The following is a 21,467-nucleotide window of genomic DNA, read 5'->3' on the forward strand; positions in this document are numbered from 1 at the left end:
AAAAAACCTTATCGGCAGGATAAGGTTCCGTCACTGTTTTTAAGGTCGCAAATATCGACGCTCTCTTCCCCGTCAAAATCCGTTACCTTGACCGAAATCAGTTCGTGCGCCGCCGTCGGGACATTTTTCCCAACGAAATCGGCCCGGATCGGGAGCTCGCGGTGTCCCCGGTCAACCAGCACCGCAAACTTGATAAAATTCGGCCGCCCCATATCCATAATCGCGTCCATTGCCGCACGCGCCGTCCGTCCCGTATAGAGCACGTCGTCAAACAAAACAATCCTTTTCCCGTTTACATCGAAACCGAGGTTTGACGCCCCCACCACCGGCTGGTCGGAGCCATGCGTAAGGTCGTCGCGGTAAAACGTAATGTCAAGCGTTCCGATGGGGATGTCGACATTTTCAAATTCATGGATATAGCCCGCGATCCGGTGGGCAATGGTCACGCCCCGCCGCGCAATTCCAATAAAGACAAGGTCCTTTGCGCCGTCCGTATTTTCGATGATCTGGTGGGCGATCCGCCGGAGCGTACGCTGCATCGTCTCCCCGTCCATAATCGTCGTTTTCCTGTTGCCTTCCATCCGTTTTCCCCCATCAAAAAAGCCTTCCCGCATCATTTCCGGACGCAGCAAGGCACACAAAAAGCAAGCTTTGATATGTCACCTTACGGCCTCTCAGCGGACCAGTTTAAAGGTATGGTTTTCTTCTTATCCAGTATAGCAAACTTTATCCTGTGGTTCAATCAGTTTTTATATTTTTTTTAATTTACCAAGCACCGCCGTGAAATATTCGGGCAGGGGGGCTTCAAACGCCATTCTTTCGCCTGTCCCGGGGTGCGTCAGCTCCAGTCTCGCCGCATGCAGAAGCTGCCCTTTGAGACCAAACCCGTCCTTCTGCCTGCTATACACCGGATCGCCCACAACAGGATGCCCGATGTGCTTCATATGCACGCGAATCTGGTGGGTCCGCCCCGTTTCGAGCGCGCATTCCACGAGGGTATATTCCCCATAGCGCTCAAGGACCTTGTAATGCGTAACGGCGGTGCGGCCCCCGGTCCGCAATACCGTCATCCTCTTCCGGTCGCGCGGATCACGCCCGATCAAGGTGTCGATCACCCCGTCGTCCGCTTTAATATTGCCATACACAAGCGCGAGGTAGATGCGTTTTGCTTTTTTTTCTGCAATTTGTTCCGAAAGCGACTTGTGCGCCGCATCGTTTTTTGCAATGACCAGAAGGCCCGACGTATCCTTGTCAAGCCGGTGCACAATTCCCGGGCGCAGTTCCCCGTTGATTCCTGAAAGATCGCCGATATGGTACATAAGCGCGTTCACAAGCGTCCCGCTGTAATTGCCCGGCGCAGGGTGCGTCACCATTCCCTGCGGTTTATTGATTACCGCAATGTCGCCGTCCTGGTAAACGATCTCGAGCGGAATATCCTGCGGCTCCGCAGATATTTCCTCCGCCTCCGGAATTTCAAGGACGATTTCGTCCCCTTCCTTTACTTTAGCGCCTGCTTTTGCCCTGCCGCCATTGAGCAGGATATGTTCCTGCTCAATCAGGTTCTTTAAAAAAGAACGCGAAAACTGCGGATATTCCTCCGCCAGATATGCGTCCAGCCGCTGGTTTTTTGAAAGTTTAACCCTGTTCCTTTGTACTGCCATCTTTTGTTTCCGTTTTTTTGTGCCTGTCCCAGAACCACAGCACCCAAATGCCCAGCATAACCGCGCCGAAGGTCACGAAGCAATCGGCGACATTGAAAACCGCAAAGTTGACAAATGAAAACTGCATCATATCCGTAACATAACCCTGCACGATGCGGTCGATCAGGTTGCCGATTGCGCCGCCCGCAATAAACGCCATCGCAATATTGAACAGCTTCGAGTTCGCCTGTTTTTTATATTTGAATAAAAGGAAAATAACGACAACCGCCATCACCGCCGAAAGAAGGGCCAGCAGCCACGTTCCATTGCTGAACAGGCTGAACGCCGCGCCCGTATTCCGGACGTGCGTAAAATCCATAAATCCTGGAATAAACGTGACGCTCCCGCCCACCGGAAGGTTTGTAACCGTAAAATATTTAGCGATCTGGTCCCCAATCACAATCGCGGCGATCAACAGTACATAAATCATATCATGCGCTCCATTTTTCATAGTCAAGGTGTATTATACCATATCCCGCACAAAAAAAATACCGCCTGCCTAAAACAAGCGGTATCTGAAATTCTGCTTCAGTCGTCAATAATCTCGTTTACAATCTCCTGGAGATTTGCGGTGCTCTGTTTAAAATCGTGTTCCGTTTCTTCCCTGGACTGCTTTAAAATTTCGTTCAGGTGAATCGACGTGTTTTGTGAATCGTGATCGATATCCGCCATCTGGCTGGTCAGGTTGCTGATCGACTGGCTGATCTCCGTCGCCTGGTGCTTCAGGATTTCCTCGTCGTCAAGCTTGGATTCCACAAACGCCATCTGTTCGTCCAGGAACAGACGGAACCGTTTTTTATAATCCGCAACCTGCTTCTCATAACGGCGTATCTCCTGCTTGGCCGCTTCCATGCGAAGCTGCGTGCTTTCAATTACGGTTTTGGCGTTCTGGTTCGCAACGTCCATAATCTTCTGGGCCTGGAGCTCCGCTTTTTCAATATACAGCGTTGCATTCCTCTGCGCCGTAATGACCGTGGCCATAAGCTTTTCTTCCACGTTCTCAAGCTTATCCGCCTTCTGTTTAAGCCGCGCGACCTCGGATTTCAATTCTTCGTTCTTTGCAATGACATTTTCATTTTCTTCCAGCAAAGATTCAAATTGCTTGATGATTTCGTCCAGGAATTCATCAACCTGCTCCTGGTCGTAGCCGTTGAATTTTTTTGAAAATTCTTTTTCCAGTATATCCTTTGGTGTGATATTCATCGGTTTACCTCAATTATATTGGTTTAGTCCCGTTCCAGATAGCCGCCAAAGCCAAAATCATCGACCGATTCCGCAGCGTTCGTCGATACGTCGACATTATATGGCGCTACCACAAAAATATTCCTTGCCGCCTTCCGGATATTTCCGTTCAGCGCGTAAACCGCGCCGCTCACAAAATCCAGAATGCGCTGTGCAACATCGGTATCGAGCTCATCCAGATTGATAATAATCGGCTTCTTTTCCTTCAGATTATCGATAATACTCTGGGTGTCTTCATAAGAAACAGGCTTATAAATCAATACGCGCACCTTGCTGGTGTCGGGTATTCCAACCACCTTGCCCGTATCGCCCCTGTGCTCCCTGCTTTTCTTGGCAAATTTCTTTTCTTCTACCGGGGCCGGTTCATAATCGTCCGGCGGGAAGCTCATATCGTCATCCATCATATCCTGATCCTCATATTCGTCTTCATATTCTTCTTCGTCCGTCGGTTCCAGTCCGATGAAAGAAAGTAATTTGTCTCCAATCTTAGCCATGCATCAAGCCTCCTACTTATTTATAAATTCTGCTGCCGAAAATGGCCGTGCCTACGCGCACCATATTCGATCCTTCCAGAATCGCATCCTCATAATCATTGGACATCCCCATAGACAAATACCGGAATCCGGGAAAATCCTTTTTCTTAGCGTCGTACAGCGCTTTTGCCTGTGCGAAAATCTTCCGCAGGTACGCGCGGTCGTCCGTATACGGCGCCACTGTCATAAAGCCCCGCAGGCGGATTCGGTCAAACCCTGCAATCTGGTCCAAAAAAGCATCCACCTGTTCTAAATATAAACCGGATTTGCTTTCCTCTTTCGCAATATTCACTTCAATTAACGCATCGAGATAAGCGTCCTTTTTAACACATTCCTTTTGCAGCTCCTGCGCCAGCGAAAAACGATCCAGGGAATGTAATAAAGCTACTCCATCATTAATTATATACTTAACTTTATTCGTTTGCAACTGCCCAATCAGGTTCCATTCAATATCCTTGGGCAAAACCTCGCTTTTTTTTACAAATTCCTGCACGCGGTTCTCTCCAAAGCACCTCAAGCCTTCACGGTAAGCCGCTTCCACCACTTCCGCACCCACGGTTTTTGATACGGCGACAAGGGTAATATCCTCCGCCTTGCGCCCCGCGCGCTCTGCCGCGGACGCTATTTTTTCCCGCACACTTGCAATGTTTTCCGAAAGTCCCATTTCACTTACACCTCAACATGTTGACGCTCGGCCAGGGGGCTGTCCGCCTCCAGCGGGGTCACGATTGCGTTTCCATCCTTGATAATATCAACCGTTACGGGAACAAAGGTTTTCTCGCGGCCAACCACGACGTTGACGCCCGTAACGCCATCCTTCTCCTTCAGTGCCTTTTCCGGAATCTTAAGCCCCGTAAATTGGGTAAACACCCTCGCATCTGTCCTGCGCACATTCAGGAGTTCCCCAATATCATCCGAAATTTCTATAATATAAAGATAATCATTCTCTTCCTTTACGGTTCCTGAAACAATTCCCTGATACTGCCGCGCTACATAATCATTAAACGCAACGGAAAATTCCCGGTCGTTGGTAAATTCCGGAATTTCTTCTTCAGACCGGATCACCAGGTACCACTTATAGCTGTTGACCAGGCGGTAAACAGGCTGCTCGGCTTCCTCGTCCACAGGCTCCTGCCCGCTTGTCGTCCCATTCAGGATATCTATGATGTCCGAGGACTTAATATTTTCTATATTGGCCGCATTCAGCGCGTCCTCCGCGCCGTCAAAATAATAGCTCACCACGCCTGCCGCTGGCGCCGTCAGCTGCTGCCGCCAATTATCCACGCGCCCCGCGATCTCCGCTTCCTGCGTATAAAAGTCCTGCAGCTGCTGGTCCGGGGTAACGTTCTCTTTCAAATAGTTTTGCAGGTTCGCCATCAGCGACTTTAATTCGCGCTCCGCCGTAACGACGTCGCCTTCCGCCGTCCCGTTTATAATGCCGCGAAGCTCCGCCGCTTTTGCCGTAATTTGATTTTGCAGGTTCGCCAGGTCTTCGGACTGGAAGCCGTTCTCCTGATATTGTTCAATTTTGGTCTGGTAATCGATCAGGTCGTTCATGACCTTTTCATTATAGCCCCATTTATAAACTTCCATCACAGGGGCCTCCGCTTCCACGCGTTCCCCCTCGGAGGCGATGTAATTGGCCTTGCCGTAGTTTTGTGCGGAAACAACCTGCTCGTCCCTTACCACAACCGCTGCGGCTTCCGCCTCAAAAGGAATGGTTCCCTGTTCTACTTCCACAGTCTGTATATTGAAAATAAAAAAGAGAACGACAACTGCAACCACTGCGATAGCGCCAATAAACAGGTAAAATTTAGGGTTTGCGCGTCTTCTCCGTTTTAATGCCATGTTTTGCATCCTTCTTCAAATTGTCCAAGCTCTACCACATTCGGTAGCTTCGGGCATATTATACCACAATTTGATGAATTATCATAGCTTTAATGTCACATCTACGGTATTTCCGGCCTCACTGTAATGGAAGCTGTCGGTCATCATTTTCACAAGGTAAACGCCGCGGCCATTTTCATGCATCAACAGTTCTTCGGTCGTTACGTTCCGCGAAACAACCGGCCCCGTTTCAAATCCGCTTCCATTATCCGCGAGTATAATGTGCAGCCCATCCTTCCCATATTCCGCCTGGAGCTTGACTTCGTTTGCATCGGAATATTTAAATATATTGACCACCAGTTCGCTTAAAACAAGACGGATACGGTATGCTTGCTCGTCGTCGAGCTTTTTCTCCCGTTCCACTCCCATAATAACCGAACGAATCGCTTCATTTAATTCATTCAGGCTGAATAATTTTTTTCTTACCAACAAGATTCCATACCCCTAATGCTTTTTCTAAGGTATTCATACCCCGCTGAAAAAGCAAGTAACGAAACAAATGTAAATTCATTTTGAACATCGTTTCGCAATGCCTCCGCTCTTTCGCGGAGGAGCCTTCCGTTTGCTTATTTTTTGTATACCATCGCCAGCTTGTTGAGGATTTTCCTCTCCATGCGCGATACCTGCATCTGCGAAACGTTCAGCATATCCGCAACCTGCTTCTGGGTCTTGTTCCCAAGATAGCGCTGCTCGATGATTTTCTTTTCCGTATCGTTCAAAAGGCTCATGCAATAATTAATAAAATCATGGTTTTCAACATGCTCGAAGCTCGCATCTTCCTGCCCGAGAACATTGCCCAGGGAAAAATTCTCACTGTCCGCCGCAAGCGCGCTGTCCAGCGACAAAACGTTATCCGCCTGCTGCATTTCCAGCACCTCGAGCACGCGTTCCACGGAAATATCCATTTCCTCCGCGATTTCCTTCGGCGAGGGCTTTTTCCCGTTGCGCGCCATATATTCCTGCGTATACAGCTTGATTTTTTTCAGCTGCTCCGTATCCCGCCTCGGAAGGCGCATTACCCTCGAGGAATCCCGGAAGTAGTTCTTGATTTCACCAATCAGGGACGGCGTCGCATAGCTGGAAAACTTAATTTCACGCTCCGGCTCAAACCGTTCGATCGCCTTTACAAGCGCGAGGCTTGCAACCTGGAAAAGGTCCTCATAGTCTACGCCCCTGCCGGCAAACTTTTTGGCGGCAATTTCCGCAATATACAGATACCGCTCAATCAATATATTCCTGATGTCCACATCATGGTTCTTTACATATAACTTAAACAGCTCATCGCTGTCCATTTTCGTATAATCCGCCACTGGAAAACTCCTCGTTTTTTTAGACCGCCGGTTTCTTTCCAAAGGAAACAGACTTCAGCATTCCATCTTCCTCTTCAAACTCCGCATCGTCGCTCAGAGACTGAATCATCAGTTTGCTGATTTCTTCGCTGAATCCCGTGCACTCGGCACACTCTTCACACAAAACCTGCCGTCCTTCGCCGCGCACCGTAACATATACGCGGTCGCCGCAATCCACAAGGATTTCAAGCGCTTCGCTTTTCTGCCTGCACAGGAATAAAATGCAGGACTCCGCAACGCAGGTTTTCAAATCCTCGATTTCGTCCACATCATACTCGCTGTTGCACGCAATCCCGGCAACCGCAAGGCGGATTGCTTTTAAATATTCCCGCTTTGCCGGGAACTGCATTTTTACCGTCTCAGCCATTATTCAGCCACCTCAATTTTAAAAACGTTCGTAAGGCCCGTCACATCAAAGATTTTAAACAGATATGGTTTTAATTCCTTGATTTCCATCGTGCCGCCATACTCTTTTACTTTTTTCAGAATGCTGACAAGAACGCCCAGCCCCGTGGAATCAATATACCGGAGCTCGCTGCATCCAATGGAAACATCCGTTTTGTGGCCTTCGATCGCCTCGTCCATCCTGCGTTTAAAAGCGCTTACGCTGTTGAGATCGAGGTCTCCGTCCAGGGTCACTAAAATTTTGTTTTTCTGGTCATCGAAATTCACTTGAATATCCAAAGCTACACCTCCAAGATAATAGGTCATTTCTGTACCCGTTATTGATAAACGTCCATCGGTTTCATTAAACGAAAAAAACAGGGAAAATTACTTTTCCCTGTTTTTTATGCTTTCCCGGCTGTGTCAGACAATGCCCTGCGCCATCATTGCATTCGCAACTTTTTTGAAGCCTGCAATGTTTGCGCCCGCAACGAAATTATCCTTGAAGCCGTATTCCGTGCTGGCCTGCTCGCACTGCTTGTAAATATCAATCATAATCTGGTGCAGCTTTTCATCCACCTCTTCAAACGTCCACGGGAGGCGCATGCTGTTCTGCGTCATTTCAAGCGCCGAGGTTGCAACGCCGCCTGCATTCGCAGCTTTTCCGGGGGCGAAGAGAACGCCCGCGGACTGGAACACATTCGTGCCTTCAATCGTCGTCGGCATATTTGCACCCTCGCCAACCGCATAGACTCCATTCTTTACGAGAGCCTTGGCGGATTCCTCGTCGAGCTCGTTTTGCGTTGCGCACGGAAGCGCAATGTCGCACTGAATCGTCCAGATTCCCTTGCAGCCCTCGTGATATTCTGCGCCCTTTACGAGGTCGGCATATTCCTTAATCCGTCCGCGGCGCACTTCCTTGATTTCCTTGACTACGTCAAGCTGGATACCGTTCGGGTCATATACATATCCCGACGAATCCGAAAGGGCGACGACCTTCGCGCCATATTGCTGCGCCTTTTCCGTCGCATAGATCGCAACATTTCCGGAGCCGGAAACAACTACCGTCGCATCCTTGAAGGATTTCCCCTTGGCTTCAATTACTTCCTTCATGAAGTAGACAAGGCCATAGCCGGTCGCTTCCTTGCGGGCAAGGCTGCCGCCGTATTCAAGGCCCTTCCCCGTCAGGATTCCGCTGTATTCATTCCTGATTTTTTTATACATCCCGAACAAATAACCGATTTCGCGTCCCCCTACGCCGATATCGCCTGCCGGAACGTCCGTATCCGCCCCGATGTGGCGGTAAAGCTCCGCCATGAAAGCCTGGCAGAAGCGCATAACCTCATTATCGCTTTTTCCTTTGGGATCGAAGTCGCAGCCGCCCTTGCCGCCGCCGATCGGCGTACCCGTAAGGCTGTTTTTGAATATCTGTTCAAATCCGAGGAACTTGATAATTCCAAGGTTTACCGAAGGATGAAAACGGAGCCCGCCTTTATACGGCCCGATCGCACTGTTAAACTGTACGCGCATTCCGCGGTTTACATGCACGACGCCATTGTCGTCCACCCACGGCACGCGAAACATCACAACCCGCTCCGGTTCGACAAGCCGCTCCAGGAGCGCAGCCTTCTCATACTCAGGGTGCTTCTCAAACACCGGCTCAAGCGTCCCGAGCACTTCGGTAACCGCCTGTATAAATTCCGGTTGGCCTGCATTTTTTTCTTTCACCTGGCTTAATACATTTTGTACGTAAGACATTTCACAAACCTCCATTGCTTTGCTTATTCTTTAATCATTACTTTGACATTATAACAGTAATAAAATTCAAAAACAAGTGATTGCAGACGATTTACAGCCATTATTTTTCATTTTTTTGCAATTTTTCATTTTTTTCTTTCATTTTTTGTTGCAAAATGTGACAATCTTGCGTTTTCCACTGCAATTTGTTACAATGAACCATATTCCATTTGTTATATTGGTGGGGACCAATAAATTGCGGAGGCAGCACTGCTTTAAGCGGTGTTGCTTTTGTATTCCCGGAAAAATTCCCCACCATTTATTCGTTGTCACACCCGCATACGGTAGTGTATAATGAAAATAATCTTTTTATGGAGCGGCTATGAAGGTAGAATGGAATAAAAAATATACAACGATTGCTGTCTATACGGTTATTGTGGCGACCATCGTCACAATGATTGTTTTGTTCTTCCTGAATATCCAGTTTTTCGGAAACGCAATTGGCGCTTTTTTCAAAATACTGATGCCTTTTATCGTGGGCTTTTGTATCGCCTACCTTTTGGTGCGCCCATGCCGTTTTGCAGAAAAGCATTGGTTTGCCTTTGTCGAGCGAAAGCGCCCGCATCCGCGAATGCGCCGTTCCCTTGCTATCCTTACCATAATCCTGATTGCGTTTGCCATTTTTGCGCTGCTCATTTATTTTATTATCCCACAGGTGGTTGCAAGCCTCACCATGCTGTTCAATAATATTCCCATGTACCTCGACCAGCTTCAGGAATCTATTGTCGGCTTGCTCCGTTCCTGGAACCTGTACACGCCGGAAGTCGGCGAGCAAATCGCGAATTTACGCAATACCGTGCTGAACCTTACGTCCTTCTTCGATAAACTGGTGGACGGCCTGCCCGGCATGATTACAAGCGTAGGCACCGGGCTTTTCAACTTCTTTGTCGGCCTGATTGTCAGTATCTATGTTGTTTTCGCCCGGGAAAAATTCAAGCGCCAGGCAAAAAAGCTGACTTATGCGCTTTTTACGCCCGGCTTTGCAGACAGGTTCCTCGGCGTGCTGCGGTATTCCAATAATGTATTTCTTGGCTTCATCAACGGCACCCTGATCGACGCGGCCTTCGTCGGAATTACTACCTTCATTTTCATGACGGTTTGCCAGTTCCCCTATGCCTTGCTGATTGCGGTCATTATTGGGTGTACGAATATCATCCCGTTTTTCGGGCCGTTTTTGGGCGCAATCCCAAGCGCCGTCATCCTGCTGATTGTAGACCCCTGGTACGCCCTTGCATTCGTCGTTTTTATCCTGATCCTGCAACAGATCGACGGAAATATCGTAATGCCAAAAATCGTGGGGCTCAACATCGGTATGTCCGCCTTTTGGGTGCTGTTTGCATTAATCCTGTTCGGCGGTTTGTTCGGCTTCTGGGGCATGCTTCTTGGGGTGCCGGTCTTTACGATCATCTATTCCCTGGTTAAAACCTGCATCAACCGCTCCCTTGAGAAGAAGGGCGTTTCTCCCAAAAAGTATCGCTACCCCAAGGACGTAATTGAAAAAAGCGCCGGGCGGAAACGCAAAAAGGCTCCGGACGAGCAATAAAACAAAAACAAAGCCCGGCGAGGATAAGCTGCCGGGCTTTATTTTTGTTTTATTGAAATGAATAAATCGGGAATCCCCCTCAGGAAATTTTCACTCCCACGATTTCCTGCCCTCGCGTTCCGACCACCAGCATATCCCCAAATACCGCCGGCGACGCTTCAATATTCGCCCCGAAATTCAGGCGCGAAAGCAGCCTTCCGGTACGTGCGTCAAGCAGGTCCATATCCCCCGCTGAATTGCATACCACCAGATACGCGTTTCCGTCTTTATCATAGACGTCCACAGGCGAGCTCCATACGTATTTACCCGTGTGGTACCGCCACGCCTCTTCCCCGGTCTTTTTGTCCAGGGCGACAAGAATTCCCGCGCGAACCTGCGGCGTACGCGCGACAGGAAATATAACAAGGTCGGAGATATTGTGTTTCCCATTGATGCAGGTTGCCTGCACGCCCCCGGAAATGCCCGCTACCGTATTGCAGAGATATGTATGCTTCCACACATATTCGCCCGTAATGGCATTGATCTTAAAAAGGGGCACGTCTCCCAGCTTCAGCCTGCGGCTCGCTGTCCAGTGCAGCGACGTCGCGATATAAATATACGGAACATCCTCTTCCACGCTGAAAACCGGGGAACCGTTCGTATCGTCCACCACGTCCTGCGCCCATACGATTTTCATGGTATTCATATCGATGCACATCAGGTTGCCGCCGTTGTCCGCAATATAAAGGTAATTATTCCACATCACGCCGCTGTCTTCCATTCCCAGCCAATAACTCTGCTCGCTGGAACGGCAGGTTTTATAGCGCAGCTTCACGATCTCCGAAGGATCAATCGAAAGCTCCCCGGTCTCCCGGTCGAATTTCGTGTTCAGCTTCATCGTATAAAGAATCCCGTTCTCACCGGGGGCAATCAGCGTATCCGTCTCTTCCGCGACAAGCACCGAGCTGTCATAGCCGTGGAACTTGCGCAGGGCAAAAGGATCGTTCGCCCCAAATTCATACAGCTTTTTACAATCGATCAGGCTGTAAATAAAGCCGCGCGCCGGTTCGTCGCCGCACGAATCCCCCGGCCCAAGGTACAGCATCGGAATACCGCGCGGATCAAGCGCCCCCGCTCCCTTGAAGGGCAGGCCGACAAACAGGTCGTCGCGCGTCTTTTCCCCATCCTCGATATCGATAAAATAGACGTTTCCGTCCATCGTCGAGTAAATTGCTTCCGTAAGGCCTTCCTTTTGTTTCTTATGCGGATAAATATTCATCAGCTTCCGAAGCTCCGGGGCCCACCGCACAATCAGGGGCTGGCCCGTCCAGCCGCTGCCCGTCCAAAAGCCTTTTCCGTAGCCCTTTTGCAGCCGCCCGGTGGAAACGGACCACGTTTTCTCCAATTTCCGGGGCTGGGCCGAAAGCGTTCCATATGCCGCCCCGCTCCGCAGGTTGTCGCCGCGGAAGGTAACAATGCCTTCCATATCCGTATAGGGCTTTTCCAGCGGGAAGGTAATCTCCTGCGGCCTTTGATATTCCTGCCGGATTACTCCGTCCACCTCGAGGTCGCATTCAATTCCCAAATCTTCCTGCCTCGTCCCCTTTACCGGATGCGGCTGGTCTTTTATATTGCTTCTCTCCAGCGCTTCATAACGGTACACTTTATCAAACCGCCGGAATATCCGCAGGAAAAAGAGCACGACCGTATCCAGAGCCATCATAAATATCCGAAACCAACGACTTGTTTTCATTTATTCTCCCCCGGTGCAAAACCAGCTTATTTCTGCTCGTTCAGCAGCTTTTTCTTCAGGTTGTAAAGCTCGTCCGACAAATCCACCTTATAAAGATGCGGGCGCTTAATCCTTTTGAATTCATCCCAGAAGCTTGCCATATCTTTCCTGGCGTATTCCTGGATATCCTTCAGCGAGGGAGATTCATACACCTGCTTCCCATCCACAAACACCGGCACAAGCAAATCCCTGATTTCATAATCCGTAAGCGTCATTTTCTTCCACGTTTCAATCGGGTCGAAAATCGTGAGGGGCTTTTCGGGGTCTATCGTCTCATTCTCAAGCATAATCAGGTCGGCAATCGCCATGTGGTCTTCTTTGCCGTAAATACGCGCCACCTTCTTGATCCCGGGGTTGGTGATTTTCCATACGTTCTCGCTGACCTTTAGTTTGGGAACGATCTTTCCGTTCTCCACATTCGCGCTCAGTTTGTACACTCCCCCGAGGGCTGGATGGTCGTGCCCCGTAATCAGGCGCGTCCCCACGCCCCAAACGTCAATTTTGGCTCCTTGCTGCTTGAGGTCCGCAATGGTATATTCATCGAGGTCGCTCGAGGCAAAAATCCGCGCATCCGGGAATCCCGCATCGTCGAGCATCTTGCGCGCCTGCTTGGATAGATATGCCAGGTCTCCCGAATCGAGACGCACGCCCACCGGCTCATATCCTTTTTCCCGCAGTTCCTTAAAGACGGTGATTGCATTGGGAATTCCGCTTTTAAGCGTGTCGTAGGTATCTACAAGCAGCATACAGCCCGAAGGGAACGTATTGGCATAAGCGCGGAATGCAGAAAGCTCGTCCGGAAAGCTCATTACCCAGCTGTGGGCATGCGTCCCGGCGGCCGTCGCGCCAAACATCTGCGCCGTGAGGACATTGGACGTAGAGGTGCATCCGCCGATAATCGCCGCGCGCGCGCCATAGATTCCCGCATCCGGCCCCTGTGCGCGCCGGAGCCCGAATTCAAGCACGGGATCGCCCTGCGCCGCATACACGACCCGGCTCGCCTTGGTGGCAATCAGGGTCTGATGGTTCACAAGGTTCAATAGTGCCGTTTCCACAAGCTGGCCCTGGCTGATGGGCGCGCTCACACGCACCAGCGGCTCCATCGGGAATACCACGGTTCCCTCGGGAATCGCGTATATTTCCCCTGTGAACCGGAACTCCCGCAGGTAATCCATGAATTCTTCGTCGAACAGGTCCAGCGAGCGTAAATACCGGATATCCTCTTCCTCAAACCTCAGGTTGTTAATCAGCTCGATTACCTGCTCGAGGCCCGCGCATACCGCATAGTTGGTTTCGTCTCCCTGCCGACGGAAAAAGAGGTCGTATACCGCTTTTTCGTTGTGCTTCCCTGCCTTGAAGTACCCATACATCATTGTCAATTGATACAGGTCCGTCATCATCGTCAAATTTCTCACAACATAATACCTCTTAAATCAAAATTTAAGGGCGGAAAAATCCGCCCGTTTTCGTCACCTTATGCTTCTGCGTTTTTAAAGTCCTTGCAATACCGTCCCTCATAGAGCACATCCGGCTTGTTCCGCTTACGCATCACCAGGATGTATACCACCCCGATAACAACCAAAACCAGCGAAAGAAGCTGCGACACCGGCATCCCGAAACCGGTCTGCAATGTGGATACGCGAATCCCCTCAATCCAGAACCGGCCGATTCCATATCCGATCAGGTACATCGCAAACACATTCCCGTCGTGCTTTGCCCGGCGCGCATACAAAAGGAGCAGGACCATCACGCCAATATCCCACATGCTTTCATAGAAAAAGGTTGCCTGCACCCACTGGTTGATGACCCATTCCGTACCGGTAAACCGCTCCTCAATATACACCGCATACGGGAAAAACTGCAAATTCGGGTCCGTAACAATATTGCCGAACGCTTCCTGGTTGACAAAATTGCCCCAGCGCCCGATGGCCTGCCCCAAAACAAGTCCCGGCGCACAAATGTCAAGCAGCCTGCCGAGGGGGAATTTCCGCCATTTCGAGAGAATAACCGCCGCCACCACGCCGCCGATAATCGCACCATAAATTGCGATTCCGCCGTTCCACACAGCCACGATTTCCTCCGGATGCTGGGAATAATAATCCCATTCAAACGCAACGTAATAAATGCGTGCGCCCACAATCGCCAGCGGCAGCGCCAGGATCATAAAATCCACCAGAAGCTCCGAGGTATAACCGCGGCGCTTCGCCTCACGAACCGCCAAAAGTACGCCCGCGACAATCCCCACAGCAATCAATATTCCATACCAGGCAATATCCAGCCCTTCGATTCCAAATAAATTGTGAATCGCTATCTTATCCGGAGCACCCATTTATATCTCCTCACGCGGTTTCAATTTTCGCCGCATCTTTCAGGTTCAATTCTTCAATCGCCCATTCGCGCATCTTAAATTTCTGTATCTTCATGCTCGCCGTCATCGGGAATTCCTTGACAAACCGGACATAGCGCGGAGCCTTGAAACGGGATAATCCGTTTTTGACAAATTCAATCATTTCTTCCTCCGTCGCTTCCGCGTCTTCTTTCAGAATGATGCACGCCAATACTTCCTCGCCATAGCGCTTATCCGGCACGCCGATCACCTGTACGTCGCGCACCTTGTCGTTCGTGTACAGGAATTCCTCGATCTCCCGCGGATAAATGTTTTCTCCGCCGCGGATAATCATATCCTTCAGGCGTCCCGTAATTTTGAAATATCCGTCCTTATCCATCGTGCCAAGGTCCCCGGTGTGCAGCCATCCATCCTTGTCGATGGCCTGCGCCGTGGCCTCCGGCATTTTGTAGTATCCCTTCATCAAATTATACCCGCGCGCAACGATTTCTCCCTGCGTGTCAAACGGCACGTCCTCGCCGGTTTCCGGGTCAATGATCTTTGCTTCCACATGCGGGATTTTTTTGCCTACCGTCGCAACACGCACCTCGATCGGATCGTCCGTGCTTGTCATCGTGATTGCCGGGGAAGACTCCGTCTGCCCGTATGTAATCGTAATTTCCTGCATATTCATATCCGACATTGCCCGCTTCATAAACTCGATCGGGCACGGCGAACCCGCCATGATTCCCGTCCGCAGCGTTGAAAAGTCATACTTGCTGAAATCCGGATGGTCCAGCATGGAAATAAACATCGTCGGCACGCCGTGTACCGCCGTACATTTCTCGCTTTGGATGGCCCCCATTACCTTTAAAGGGTTGAAATGATCAATCAGTATCATCGAGGCCGCATGGGTGTAGGATGCCATTACCCCAAGCACGCACCCAAAGCAATGGAACAGCGGAACCGGAATACACAGCCTGTCCTCATGCGTCAGTTTCATGCAGTCCCCGATTGCCATTCCGTTATTGACCAGGTTGTAATGCGTCAGCATAACGCCCTTCGGGAATCCTGTCGTCCCGGAGGTGTACTGCATATTGATTACGTCGTGAATGTCAAGCTCCCGCTTTCTGGCCTCGAGCTCTTCCTGGCTTACCTTATCCGCAAACGCAAGGATATCATTCCACTGGTACATCCCCGCCGGCGTCTCCTGATCGAGGAAAATAACATTTTTTAAATACGGCAGGCGTTCCGAGGAAAGCTTTCCCGGCTCGCATTCCTTGAGCTCCGGGCACAGGCCGTAAATATGGTCCACGTAATTGTTGTCCTTTACGCCTTCCATCATAATCAGCGTCATCGTATCGCTTTGCTTCAAAAGGTATTCAAGCTCGAACTGCTTGTAATTTGTATTGACCGTAACCATGACCGCCCCCATTTTGGCGGTGGCAAACTGCGTAATCATCCATTCGGGATAATTGCTCGCCCAGATAGAGACCTTATCTCCCTTCCCGATTCCCATTCCCATGAACGCGCGGGCAAAGAGATCGGTAAGCTCATTAAATTCCTTATAAGAATAACGGACATTCAGATATGGCGAAACCAGGCAATCCTGGTCCGGGTACAACCCCGCTTGCTTTTCCAGCAAATCGCCAATCGTTATTTCCATCAGTGCAGACATATCGGTGCCTCCTTGAAAATTCATTCAAACTTAACTTTTTTATTTTAACAAAAAAGAATTCTTTACGCAACATGCCGCCCCAAAAGATTTTATGTCCTTTGCGGAAAAACGATGCTTGACAACCCGCCGGAACAATGTTACGCTATTTCATGTAATAAAACATTGTTTCGTTACATCGGGCAACCGGAACCCTGTCCCCCCGAAACGGTTTTATTCCATGCAAAACAGTAAAACAGGAATGGAAGTACGAATATGAATATCGATCATTTGATTTCAAAAAAAGATTTGCTGGCAGTGATGGGAATTTCATACGGGCAGCTTTACCGCTGGAAGCGGCAGCGGCTTATTCCGGAGGAATGGTTTTTAAAGCAATCCGCCTATACGGGGCAGGAAACTTTTTTCCCGCGCGAACAGATTTTGAGCCGCATCCAGTCGATTTTAGAGTTAAAGGACAAATACTCGCTGGACGAACTCGCAAGGCTTCTCTCTCCCCAGGCGCCGGGAACCGAATTTTACCGGGAAGAGCTTACGACTTTCGCCGAAATCGATCAAAAAATCCTGGGCGGCCTTCCCGCGGATAAAAAATACACTTATCCGGAACTCGGCTTCCTGTCCGCGCTTTCCTCCCTTCCCCTTTCCGGGGAAGAATTGGCCCTTCTTGTCCAAAAAGGGTTTGCATACGCGGGAATCCGCGAAGCGAAAGGATGCGTCGTCTTTTCCGCCGGAGGAAAAACTTGCCTCGTTTTCACCGATTCGGCAGGAGCCCTTAATTTTGACAAAGACGTACAGGTTCTCGGCGTATTTTCATTGGATGAAGAAACGGCAAAGCTGAAAATGAAATATGAAAACGAGAAAAGACAAAAAGGTTCGCAGGGATAAACAGGAGGATAAAAAATATGCAGGATTTTTCTTTTGACGGCAAAGGCACAATGAACGGAGGGGAATACTCCACAATCATCATTGACGGAATCGCGGAATGCACGGGCGACCTGAAGGCGGAGCACCTTGATATCGACGGAATTTTCAAATGCGCCGGGGCGGTTGACGCCGGCATCGTCGAATGCGACGGCGTCGCCGAATTTGGCGCAGGGGTATCCGCAAAAAAAGTTATTGCGGACGGCGTGGTGAAGCTAAAACGGCTTGAGGCCGACGAAATCGACTGCGACGGTTACATCAAGGCGGAGGGCGAGGTGTCGGCAGATACGATGCAGGTCGACGGCTGTATCCACGCAAAGGAAATCGTGGGTGATAATATCGATATCAATTCCCGTTCCGGAAAAATTTCGGGCTTCCTTACCCGGAAAACGTCGGCTATCGATCTGATTGAAGCGACAACCGTCAGGCTTCGGGGCGTAACCGCGCAGACCGTAAGCGGAAAAGATATTACAATCGGCCCCCATTGCAAAATCAAAACGGTCGATTGCAGCGGAACGCTTTCTATCGACAAAAAAGCAAAGGTCGAAAACATCACCGGAGAGTATACAATTATTGAATAGGCATACTTTCCCATGAATACACGAATCCCTCCACCGCGTTTTTGCGGCGGAGGGATTTCTGTTTTCGTGCCCTGCGAATCCCCTGTCCTAATCAGACGGCGATCCCTTGTGATAAACCGTGAAGCCCGGTTCAGTAAACTTTAAATGCATCTTTCCCCGCATAGACGGCTGCGTCTCCAAGCGCTTCTTCGATCCGCAAAAGCCGGTTATATTTGGCTACGCGGTCCGTTCGTGCAGGAGCGCCGGTTTTAATTTGCCCTACGCCGGACGCCACTGCGATGTCGGCGATGCTGGTATCCTCCGTCTCCCCCGAGCGATGGGAAACAATTGCTTTATATCCCGCATTTCTCGCCGTTTCAATGGCTTCAAAGGTCTCGGTCAGCGTGCCGATCTGGTTTACTTTGACCAGGATCGAATTTCCGGCATGCTCCCTGATTCCTTTTTTGAGGCGCCCGGTGTTGGTAACAAACAGGTCGTCGCCGACAAGCTGCACCGGCACTTCCCGTGTAAGCCTGGTCCATCCCTGCCAGTCGCGGTCGGCAAGGCCGTCTTCAATCGAAAGGATCGGAAACTCATCCGCCAGCTTTTTCAGGTGGCCGATCAATTCCTCCGTGCTTAGCTGCTGCCTGCGCTTTAAAAGCGTATATTTGCCGTCCGCATACCATTCGCTGGCCGCCGCATCAAGCGCAATGCCGATTTCATCCGTGGTGCGTCCCGCCGCTTTGATCGCCTCGAGAATCGTACGTATTGCGGCCTCGTCACTCTCGAGGTCCGGCGCAAAGCCGCCCTCGTCGCCTACGGCCGTCGACAGTCCCCTGCCCTCGAGAATCGCCCCCAAAGCATGATAGACTTCAACGCCCCAGCGAAGCGCTTCATGGAAGCTCCCCGCCCCAAACGGAACAATCATGAATTCCTGGATGTCAATATTATTGGAAGCATGCTTGCCGCCATTCAGAATATTCATCATCGGCACAGGCAAAACACGCGCCATTGCTCCGCCCAAATAGTGATAAAGCGGAATTTGCATTGCTTCCGCAGCCGCGCGGGCATTGGCAAGCGATATGGCAAGGATTGCATTTGCCCCGAATGCCGATTTCGTATCCGTCCCGTCCGCTTCAATCATGACGCGGTCGATAAGAATCTGCCGGGCGGCGTCCAGGCCCGTGAGTATTCCGGCAATCTTTTCGTCGATGTTGCGCACTGCCGTAAGGACTCCCTTGCCGCCAAAACGGTTTTGATCTCCATCGCGCAGCTCATGCGCTTCAAACATTCCCGTCGAAGCGCCCGACGGAACGCTCGCCGTTCCTTTCGCCCCGCAGGCAAGCGTAACTTCGGCCTCAACCGTGGGGTTCCCCCGCGAGTCAATCACCTCCCGGCCGTGTACGGAAACGATTTCAAATCTTTGTTTCATTTTTACGCACTTCCTTTTCTGGATTCTAAAAATAGATAAACACAGGACGATTTTTTATTCCTTTTTCCTTTTAAAAAGCTGATTTTTAATGAAATAAACCGCCGGGCCAAGCGAAAGAATTTAAAAATAATGTCACAAAAATAGGGTTTACAACCAGGAATGATTATGATATTATAATACACGAAAATCAGATATAGTTTTCCTGGAGTGTGCGTTACGCTTTGTATTTTAAACCCACATTCTAAATTCGGGAATCTGGGTTTTGCAGCGGTGAGCAAGTCTGTTACGTGCGGAAAGCCTGAAGCTGTGAACAGGATACCCACCTGCCGTGAGGCGGGTTTTAGAAGCAAGGCGGACGGCACTTTGGGGTCATTTTAAAGAGATAGCGGAATTGTGTAATGGTAGCACAAACGACTCTGACTCGTTTAGTTAAGGTTCGAGCCCTTATTCCGCTGCCACGTCGCAGCAAACTGCGCTGCACTTCAAAGCCTCGCTTTTAGCGAGGCTTTTGCGTATGCTTCGTTGCCGCTCCTTTTCCCCACGCGACCCGCTATGCTGGGCTCGCATGGGGCCCCTTTTTACCTGCATTTATTTTGCATCAATGGCACGGAAGTTGAAAAAGCCTTTGATGAAAGGCTTTTTCTTTTTATACGGAAAAAAGCGGAAGTGTTGAAAAAGGCGTAAATCGTTTGGTCGGTCTTGGACCGCCCTGCCGCCCCGTCCGTACCACAGCTCTATTCCCTTCCCTTGCAACCGCGCTTTGCAGCAGCGGGTATTTGTGTAAATTACCATCCAATGTATACCTGATTATAATTGTATTATTCAGTGTTATATGATATAGTGTTTACGATTAAACCTATTTATTTCGGAGGCTGTATGAAAAAAATATTCGTTCGATTTATTTCCTTTGTTTTACTTACATTTTTTGCGGTGCCCTTCCTGGCCGGATGCGCGCAGGGCGCACAAATGCCCAAGCTTGATCCCTCCAACCCGGTTTCCCTTGAATTATGGCATTACTACAACGGGCCGCAGAAGGTCGCGTTCGATGAAATGATTGCCGAGTTCAACGATACGGTCGGCCTGGAAAAGGGAATTATCGTGGAAGCCTTTAACCAGGGAAGTACAAACGACCTCTTGACAAAGGTCGTCGATGCGGCCAACAAGAAGGTTGGCGCGGATGATATTCCCGACATTTTTGCCGCCTATTCGGATACCGCCTATGAAATCGACCAGCTCGGCCTTGTCGCCGACCTTGACCCGTATTTTACGGAAGAAGAACTCGCCGAATACGTCCCTTCCTATATTGAAGAGGGCCGCTTCGACCAGAATGGTTCGCTGAAAATTTTCCCGATTGCGAAATCTACGGAAGTATTGATGCTCAATAAAACCGATTGGGATAAATTCGCCCAGGCAACCGGTGCGACAACGGAAGACCTTGCGACCATCGAGGGGGTTACAAAAACCGCCAAAAAATATTATGAGTGGACCGACAGCCTGACCGAAACACCCGATGACGGCAAAACCTTTTTCGGCCGCGACGCGGTGGCTAATTACATGATTAGCGGTATGCAGCAGCTCGGCTCGACAATTTTTGATGTAAACAACGGTGAGGTTTCCTTCAACCTCGACGAAGAAGCGCTGCGGAAGCTGTGGGATAATTACTACATTCCCTACATTAACGGATATTTCGGGGCCTACGGAAAATTCCGCTCCGACGATGCCAAAACGGGCGATCTGATTGCGCTTGTTTGCTCTACGACAGGTTCGACCTACTTCCCTTCCGAAGTAACTGTAAACGACAATGAAAGCTACCCGATCGAATCCCTTTCGCTTCCTGCTCCATGCTTTGAAGGAACCGAACGCTACAGCATCCAGCAGGGCGCCGGAATGGTTGTCACCAAGTCCGATGCCAAAACAGAATATGCGGCTGCGGAATTCCTGAAATGGTTTACCGATACGCAGCGCAACCTTGATTTCACGGTTGGCTCCGGATACCTTCCCGTAAAGAAAGCGGCGAATGACGCCGAGCTTGTGAAAAAAACCTTTGACCAGGCAGACGACGTTTCCGTTGCTTTGAAGGACTCCGTGCTGGTTTCCATTGACGAGGTAAACAACGATACCCTGTACACCAATAAGGCCTTTAAAAATGGCTTTGACGCCAGGAATGTTTTGGAATATTCCCTTTCCGATAAGGCGCAGGCCGATTACCAGGCAATTCAATCCGCTGTCGCAGGCGGAATACCGAAGGCCGACGCCATTGCCAAATATGATACGGATGGAAATTTTGCCGCCTGGGTTTCAGAGCTTACTTTCTCCCTGAATGATACGCAAAAATAATTGGAGCACACCG

22 protein-coding genes, 1 tRNA gene and 1 other RNA gene are annotated in these 21,467 nt (G+C 50.0%); 6 read left to right on the top strand and 18 right to left on the bottom strand.

What is annotated here, in order from left to right:
- Positions 1–8: 8 nt before the first annotated feature.
- From pyrR to BBD38_RS14635, 13 genes are all read right to left on the bottom strand, one after another.
- Positions 9–581, bottom strand: coding sequence for a bifunctional pyr operon transcriptional regulator/uracil phosphoribosyltransferase PyrR (pyrR, locus tag BBD38_RS02395; protein WP_066684242.1), 573 nt, complete (start codon positions 579–581; stop codon positions 9–11).
- A 168-nt stretch (positions 582–749) separates the two neighbouring features.
- On the bottom strand, positions 750–1,661 hold the full coding sequence (locus BBD38_RS02400) for an RluA family pseudouridine synthase (RefSeq protein ID WP_066684049.1): 912 nt from the start codon (positions 1,659–1,661) through the stop codon (positions 750–752).
- Positions 1,636–2,130: a signal peptidase II gene (gene lspA, locus BBD38_RS02405; protein ID WP_066684051.1), complete on the bottom strand. Its 495-nt coding sequence runs from the start codon at positions 2,128–2,130 to the stop codon at positions 1,636–1,638. Before lspA ends, BBD38_RS02400 begins: the two co-directional genes overlap by 26 nt.
- A 98-nt stretch (positions 2,131–2,228) precedes the next feature.
- Complete coding sequence (locus BBD38_RS02410; RefSeq protein WP_066684052.1) at positions 2,229–2,903, bottom strand: DivIVA domain-containing protein; 675 nt, start codon at positions 2,901–2,903, stop codon at positions 2,229–2,231.
- A 23-nt stretch (positions 2,904–2,926) separates the two neighbouring features.
- Complete coding sequence (locus BBD38_RS02415; protein WP_082989425.1) at positions 2,927–3,436, bottom strand: cell division protein SepF; 510 nt, start codon at positions 3,434–3,436, stop codon at positions 2,927–2,929.
- A 16-nt stretch (positions 3,437–3,452) separates the two neighbouring features.
- A complete protein-coding gene (locus tag BBD38_RS02420) occupies positions 3,453–4,139 on the bottom strand; it encodes a YggS family pyridoxal phosphate-dependent enzyme (RefSeq protein ID WP_066684055.1) in 687 nt (228 codons plus the stop codon).
- A gap of 5 nt (positions 4,140–4,144) precedes the next feature.
- Positions 4,145–5,323 (bottom strand): HlyD family efflux transporter periplasmic adaptor subunit, encoded by a 1,179-nt coding sequence (locus tag BBD38_RS02425; RefSeq protein WP_066684057.1) that lies wholly within the window; start codon positions 5,321–5,323, stop codon positions 4,145–4,147.
- Positions 5,324–5,404: 81 nt separating this feature from the next.
- Complete coding sequence (locus tag BBD38_RS02430) at positions 5,405–5,794, bottom strand: ATP-binding protein (RefSeq protein ID WP_066684063.1); 390 nt, start codon at positions 5,792–5,794, stop codon at positions 5,405–5,407.
- Positions 5,795–5,928: 134 nt separating this feature from the next.
- A complete protein-coding gene (locus BBD38_RS02435) occupies positions 5,929–6,672 on the bottom strand; it encodes a sigma-70 family RNA polymerase sigma factor (protein WP_082989426.1) in 744 nt (247 codons plus the stop codon).
- A gap of 19 nt (positions 6,673–6,691) precedes the next feature.
- Positions 6,692–7,078 carry an ATP-binding protein gene (locus tag BBD38_RS02440; RefSeq protein WP_066684065.1) on the bottom strand — a complete coding sequence of 129 codons (387 nt, stop codon included), beginning with the start codon at positions 7,076–7,078 and terminating at the stop codon, positions 6,692–6,694.
- Positions 7,078–7,395 (bottom strand): STAS domain-containing protein, encoded by a 318-nt coding sequence (locus BBD38_RS02445; RefSeq protein ID WP_172807736.1) that lies wholly within the window; start codon positions 7,393–7,395, stop codon positions 7,078–7,080. Before BBD38_RS02445 ends, BBD38_RS02440 begins: the two co-directional genes overlap by 1 nt.
- A 123-nt stretch (positions 7,396–7,518) precedes the next feature.
- Positions 7,519–8,853 (bottom strand): NADP-specific glutamate dehydrogenase, encoded by a 1,335-nt coding sequence (gene gdhA, locus BBD38_RS02450; protein WP_066684071.1) that lies wholly within the window; start codon positions 8,851–8,853, stop codon positions 7,519–7,521.
- 100 nt (positions 8,854–8,953) lie between these two features.
- Positions 8,954–9,151 carry a hypothetical protein gene (locus tag BBD38_RS14635; RefSeq protein ID WP_066684072.1) on the bottom strand — a complete coding sequence of 66 codons (198 nt, stop codon included), beginning with the start codon at positions 9,149–9,151 and terminating at the stop codon, positions 8,954–8,956.
- A gap of 63 nt (positions 9,152–9,214) precedes the next feature.
- Between BBD38_RS14635 and BBD38_RS02460 the strand changes: the two genes are divergently transcribed.
- A complete protein-coding gene (locus BBD38_RS02460) occupies positions 9,215–10,435 on the top strand; it encodes an AI-2E family transporter (protein WP_066684073.1) in 1,221 nt (406 codons plus the stop codon).
- A 79-nt stretch (positions 10,436–10,514) separates the two neighbouring features.
- On the opposite strand, the gene BBD38_RS02465 is transcribed toward BBD38_RS02460, so the two are convergent.
- The 4 genes from BBD38_RS02465 to BBD38_RS02480 form a co-directional block, all read right to left on the bottom strand.
- Positions 10,515–12,167 carry an outer membrane protein assembly factor BamB family protein gene (locus BBD38_RS02465; protein WP_082989427.1) on the bottom strand — a complete coding sequence of 551 codons (1,653 nt, stop codon included), beginning with the start codon at positions 12,165–12,167 and terminating at the stop codon, positions 10,515–10,517.
- 26 nt (positions 12,168–12,193) lie between these two features.
- On the bottom strand, positions 12,194–13,606 hold the full coding sequence (locus BBD38_RS02470) for a nicotinate phosphoribosyltransferase (RefSeq protein WP_066684076.1): 1,413 nt from the start codon (positions 13,604–13,606) through the stop codon (positions 12,194–12,196).
- Positions 13,607–13,680: 74 nt separating this feature from the next.
- A complete protein-coding gene (lgt, locus tag BBD38_RS02475) occupies positions 13,681–14,535 on the bottom strand; it encodes a prolipoprotein diacylglyceryl transferase (protein ID WP_066684078.1) in 855 nt (284 codons plus the stop codon).
- 10 nt (positions 14,536–14,545) lie between these two features.
- Entirely contained in the window at positions 14,546–16,210 is a 1,665-nt protein-coding gene (locus BBD38_RS02480) for an AMP-binding protein (RefSeq protein WP_066684079.1), read from the bottom strand.
- A gap of 252 nt (positions 16,211–16,462) precedes the next feature.
- Between BBD38_RS02480 and BBD38_RS02485 the strand changes: the two genes are divergently transcribed.
- A complete protein-coding gene (locus BBD38_RS02485) occupies positions 16,463–17,089 on the top strand; it encodes a DUF4004 family protein (protein WP_066684080.1) in 627 nt (208 codons plus the stop codon).
- A 17-nt stretch (positions 17,090–17,106) separates the two neighbouring features.
- A complete protein-coding gene (locus tag BBD38_RS02490; protein ID WP_066684081.1) occupies positions 17,107–17,706 on the top strand; it encodes a hypothetical protein in 600 nt (199 codons plus the stop codon).
- 130 nt (positions 17,707–17,836) lie between these two features.
- On the opposite strand, the gene eno is transcribed toward BBD38_RS02490, so the two are convergent.
- Positions 17,837–19,117, bottom strand: a complete 1,281-nt coding sequence (gene eno / locus BBD38_RS02495) for a phosphopyruvate hydratase (protein ID WP_066684082.1) — start codon at positions 19,115–19,117, stop codon at positions 17,837–17,839.
- A gap of 196 nt (positions 19,118–19,313) precedes the next feature.
- On the opposite strand from eno, the gene ssrS reads away from it, so the two are divergent.
- From ssrS to BBD38_RS02510, 3 genes are all read left to right on the top strand, one after another.
- A non-coding RNA gene (ssrS, locus tag BBD38_RS02500) (6S RNA) lies at positions 19,314–19,491 on the top strand.
- Positions 19,492–19,501: 10 nt separating this feature from the next.
- Positions 19,502–19,575: transfer RNA gene (locus BBD38_RS02505), tRNA-Gln, on the top strand.
- Between the two features lie 418 nt (positions 19,576–19,993).
- Positions 19,994–21,454, top strand: a complete 1,461-nt coding sequence (locus BBD38_RS02510; protein WP_066684084.1) for an extracellular solute-binding protein — start codon at positions 19,994–19,996, stop codon at positions 21,452–21,454.
- Positions 21,455–21,467 lie beyond the last annotated feature (13 nt).

The organism is Christensenella intestinihominis, from assembly GCF_001678845.1.
Classification (GTDB): Bacteria; Bacillota; Clostridia; order Christensenellales; family Christensenellaceae; genus Christensenella; species Christensenella intestinihominis.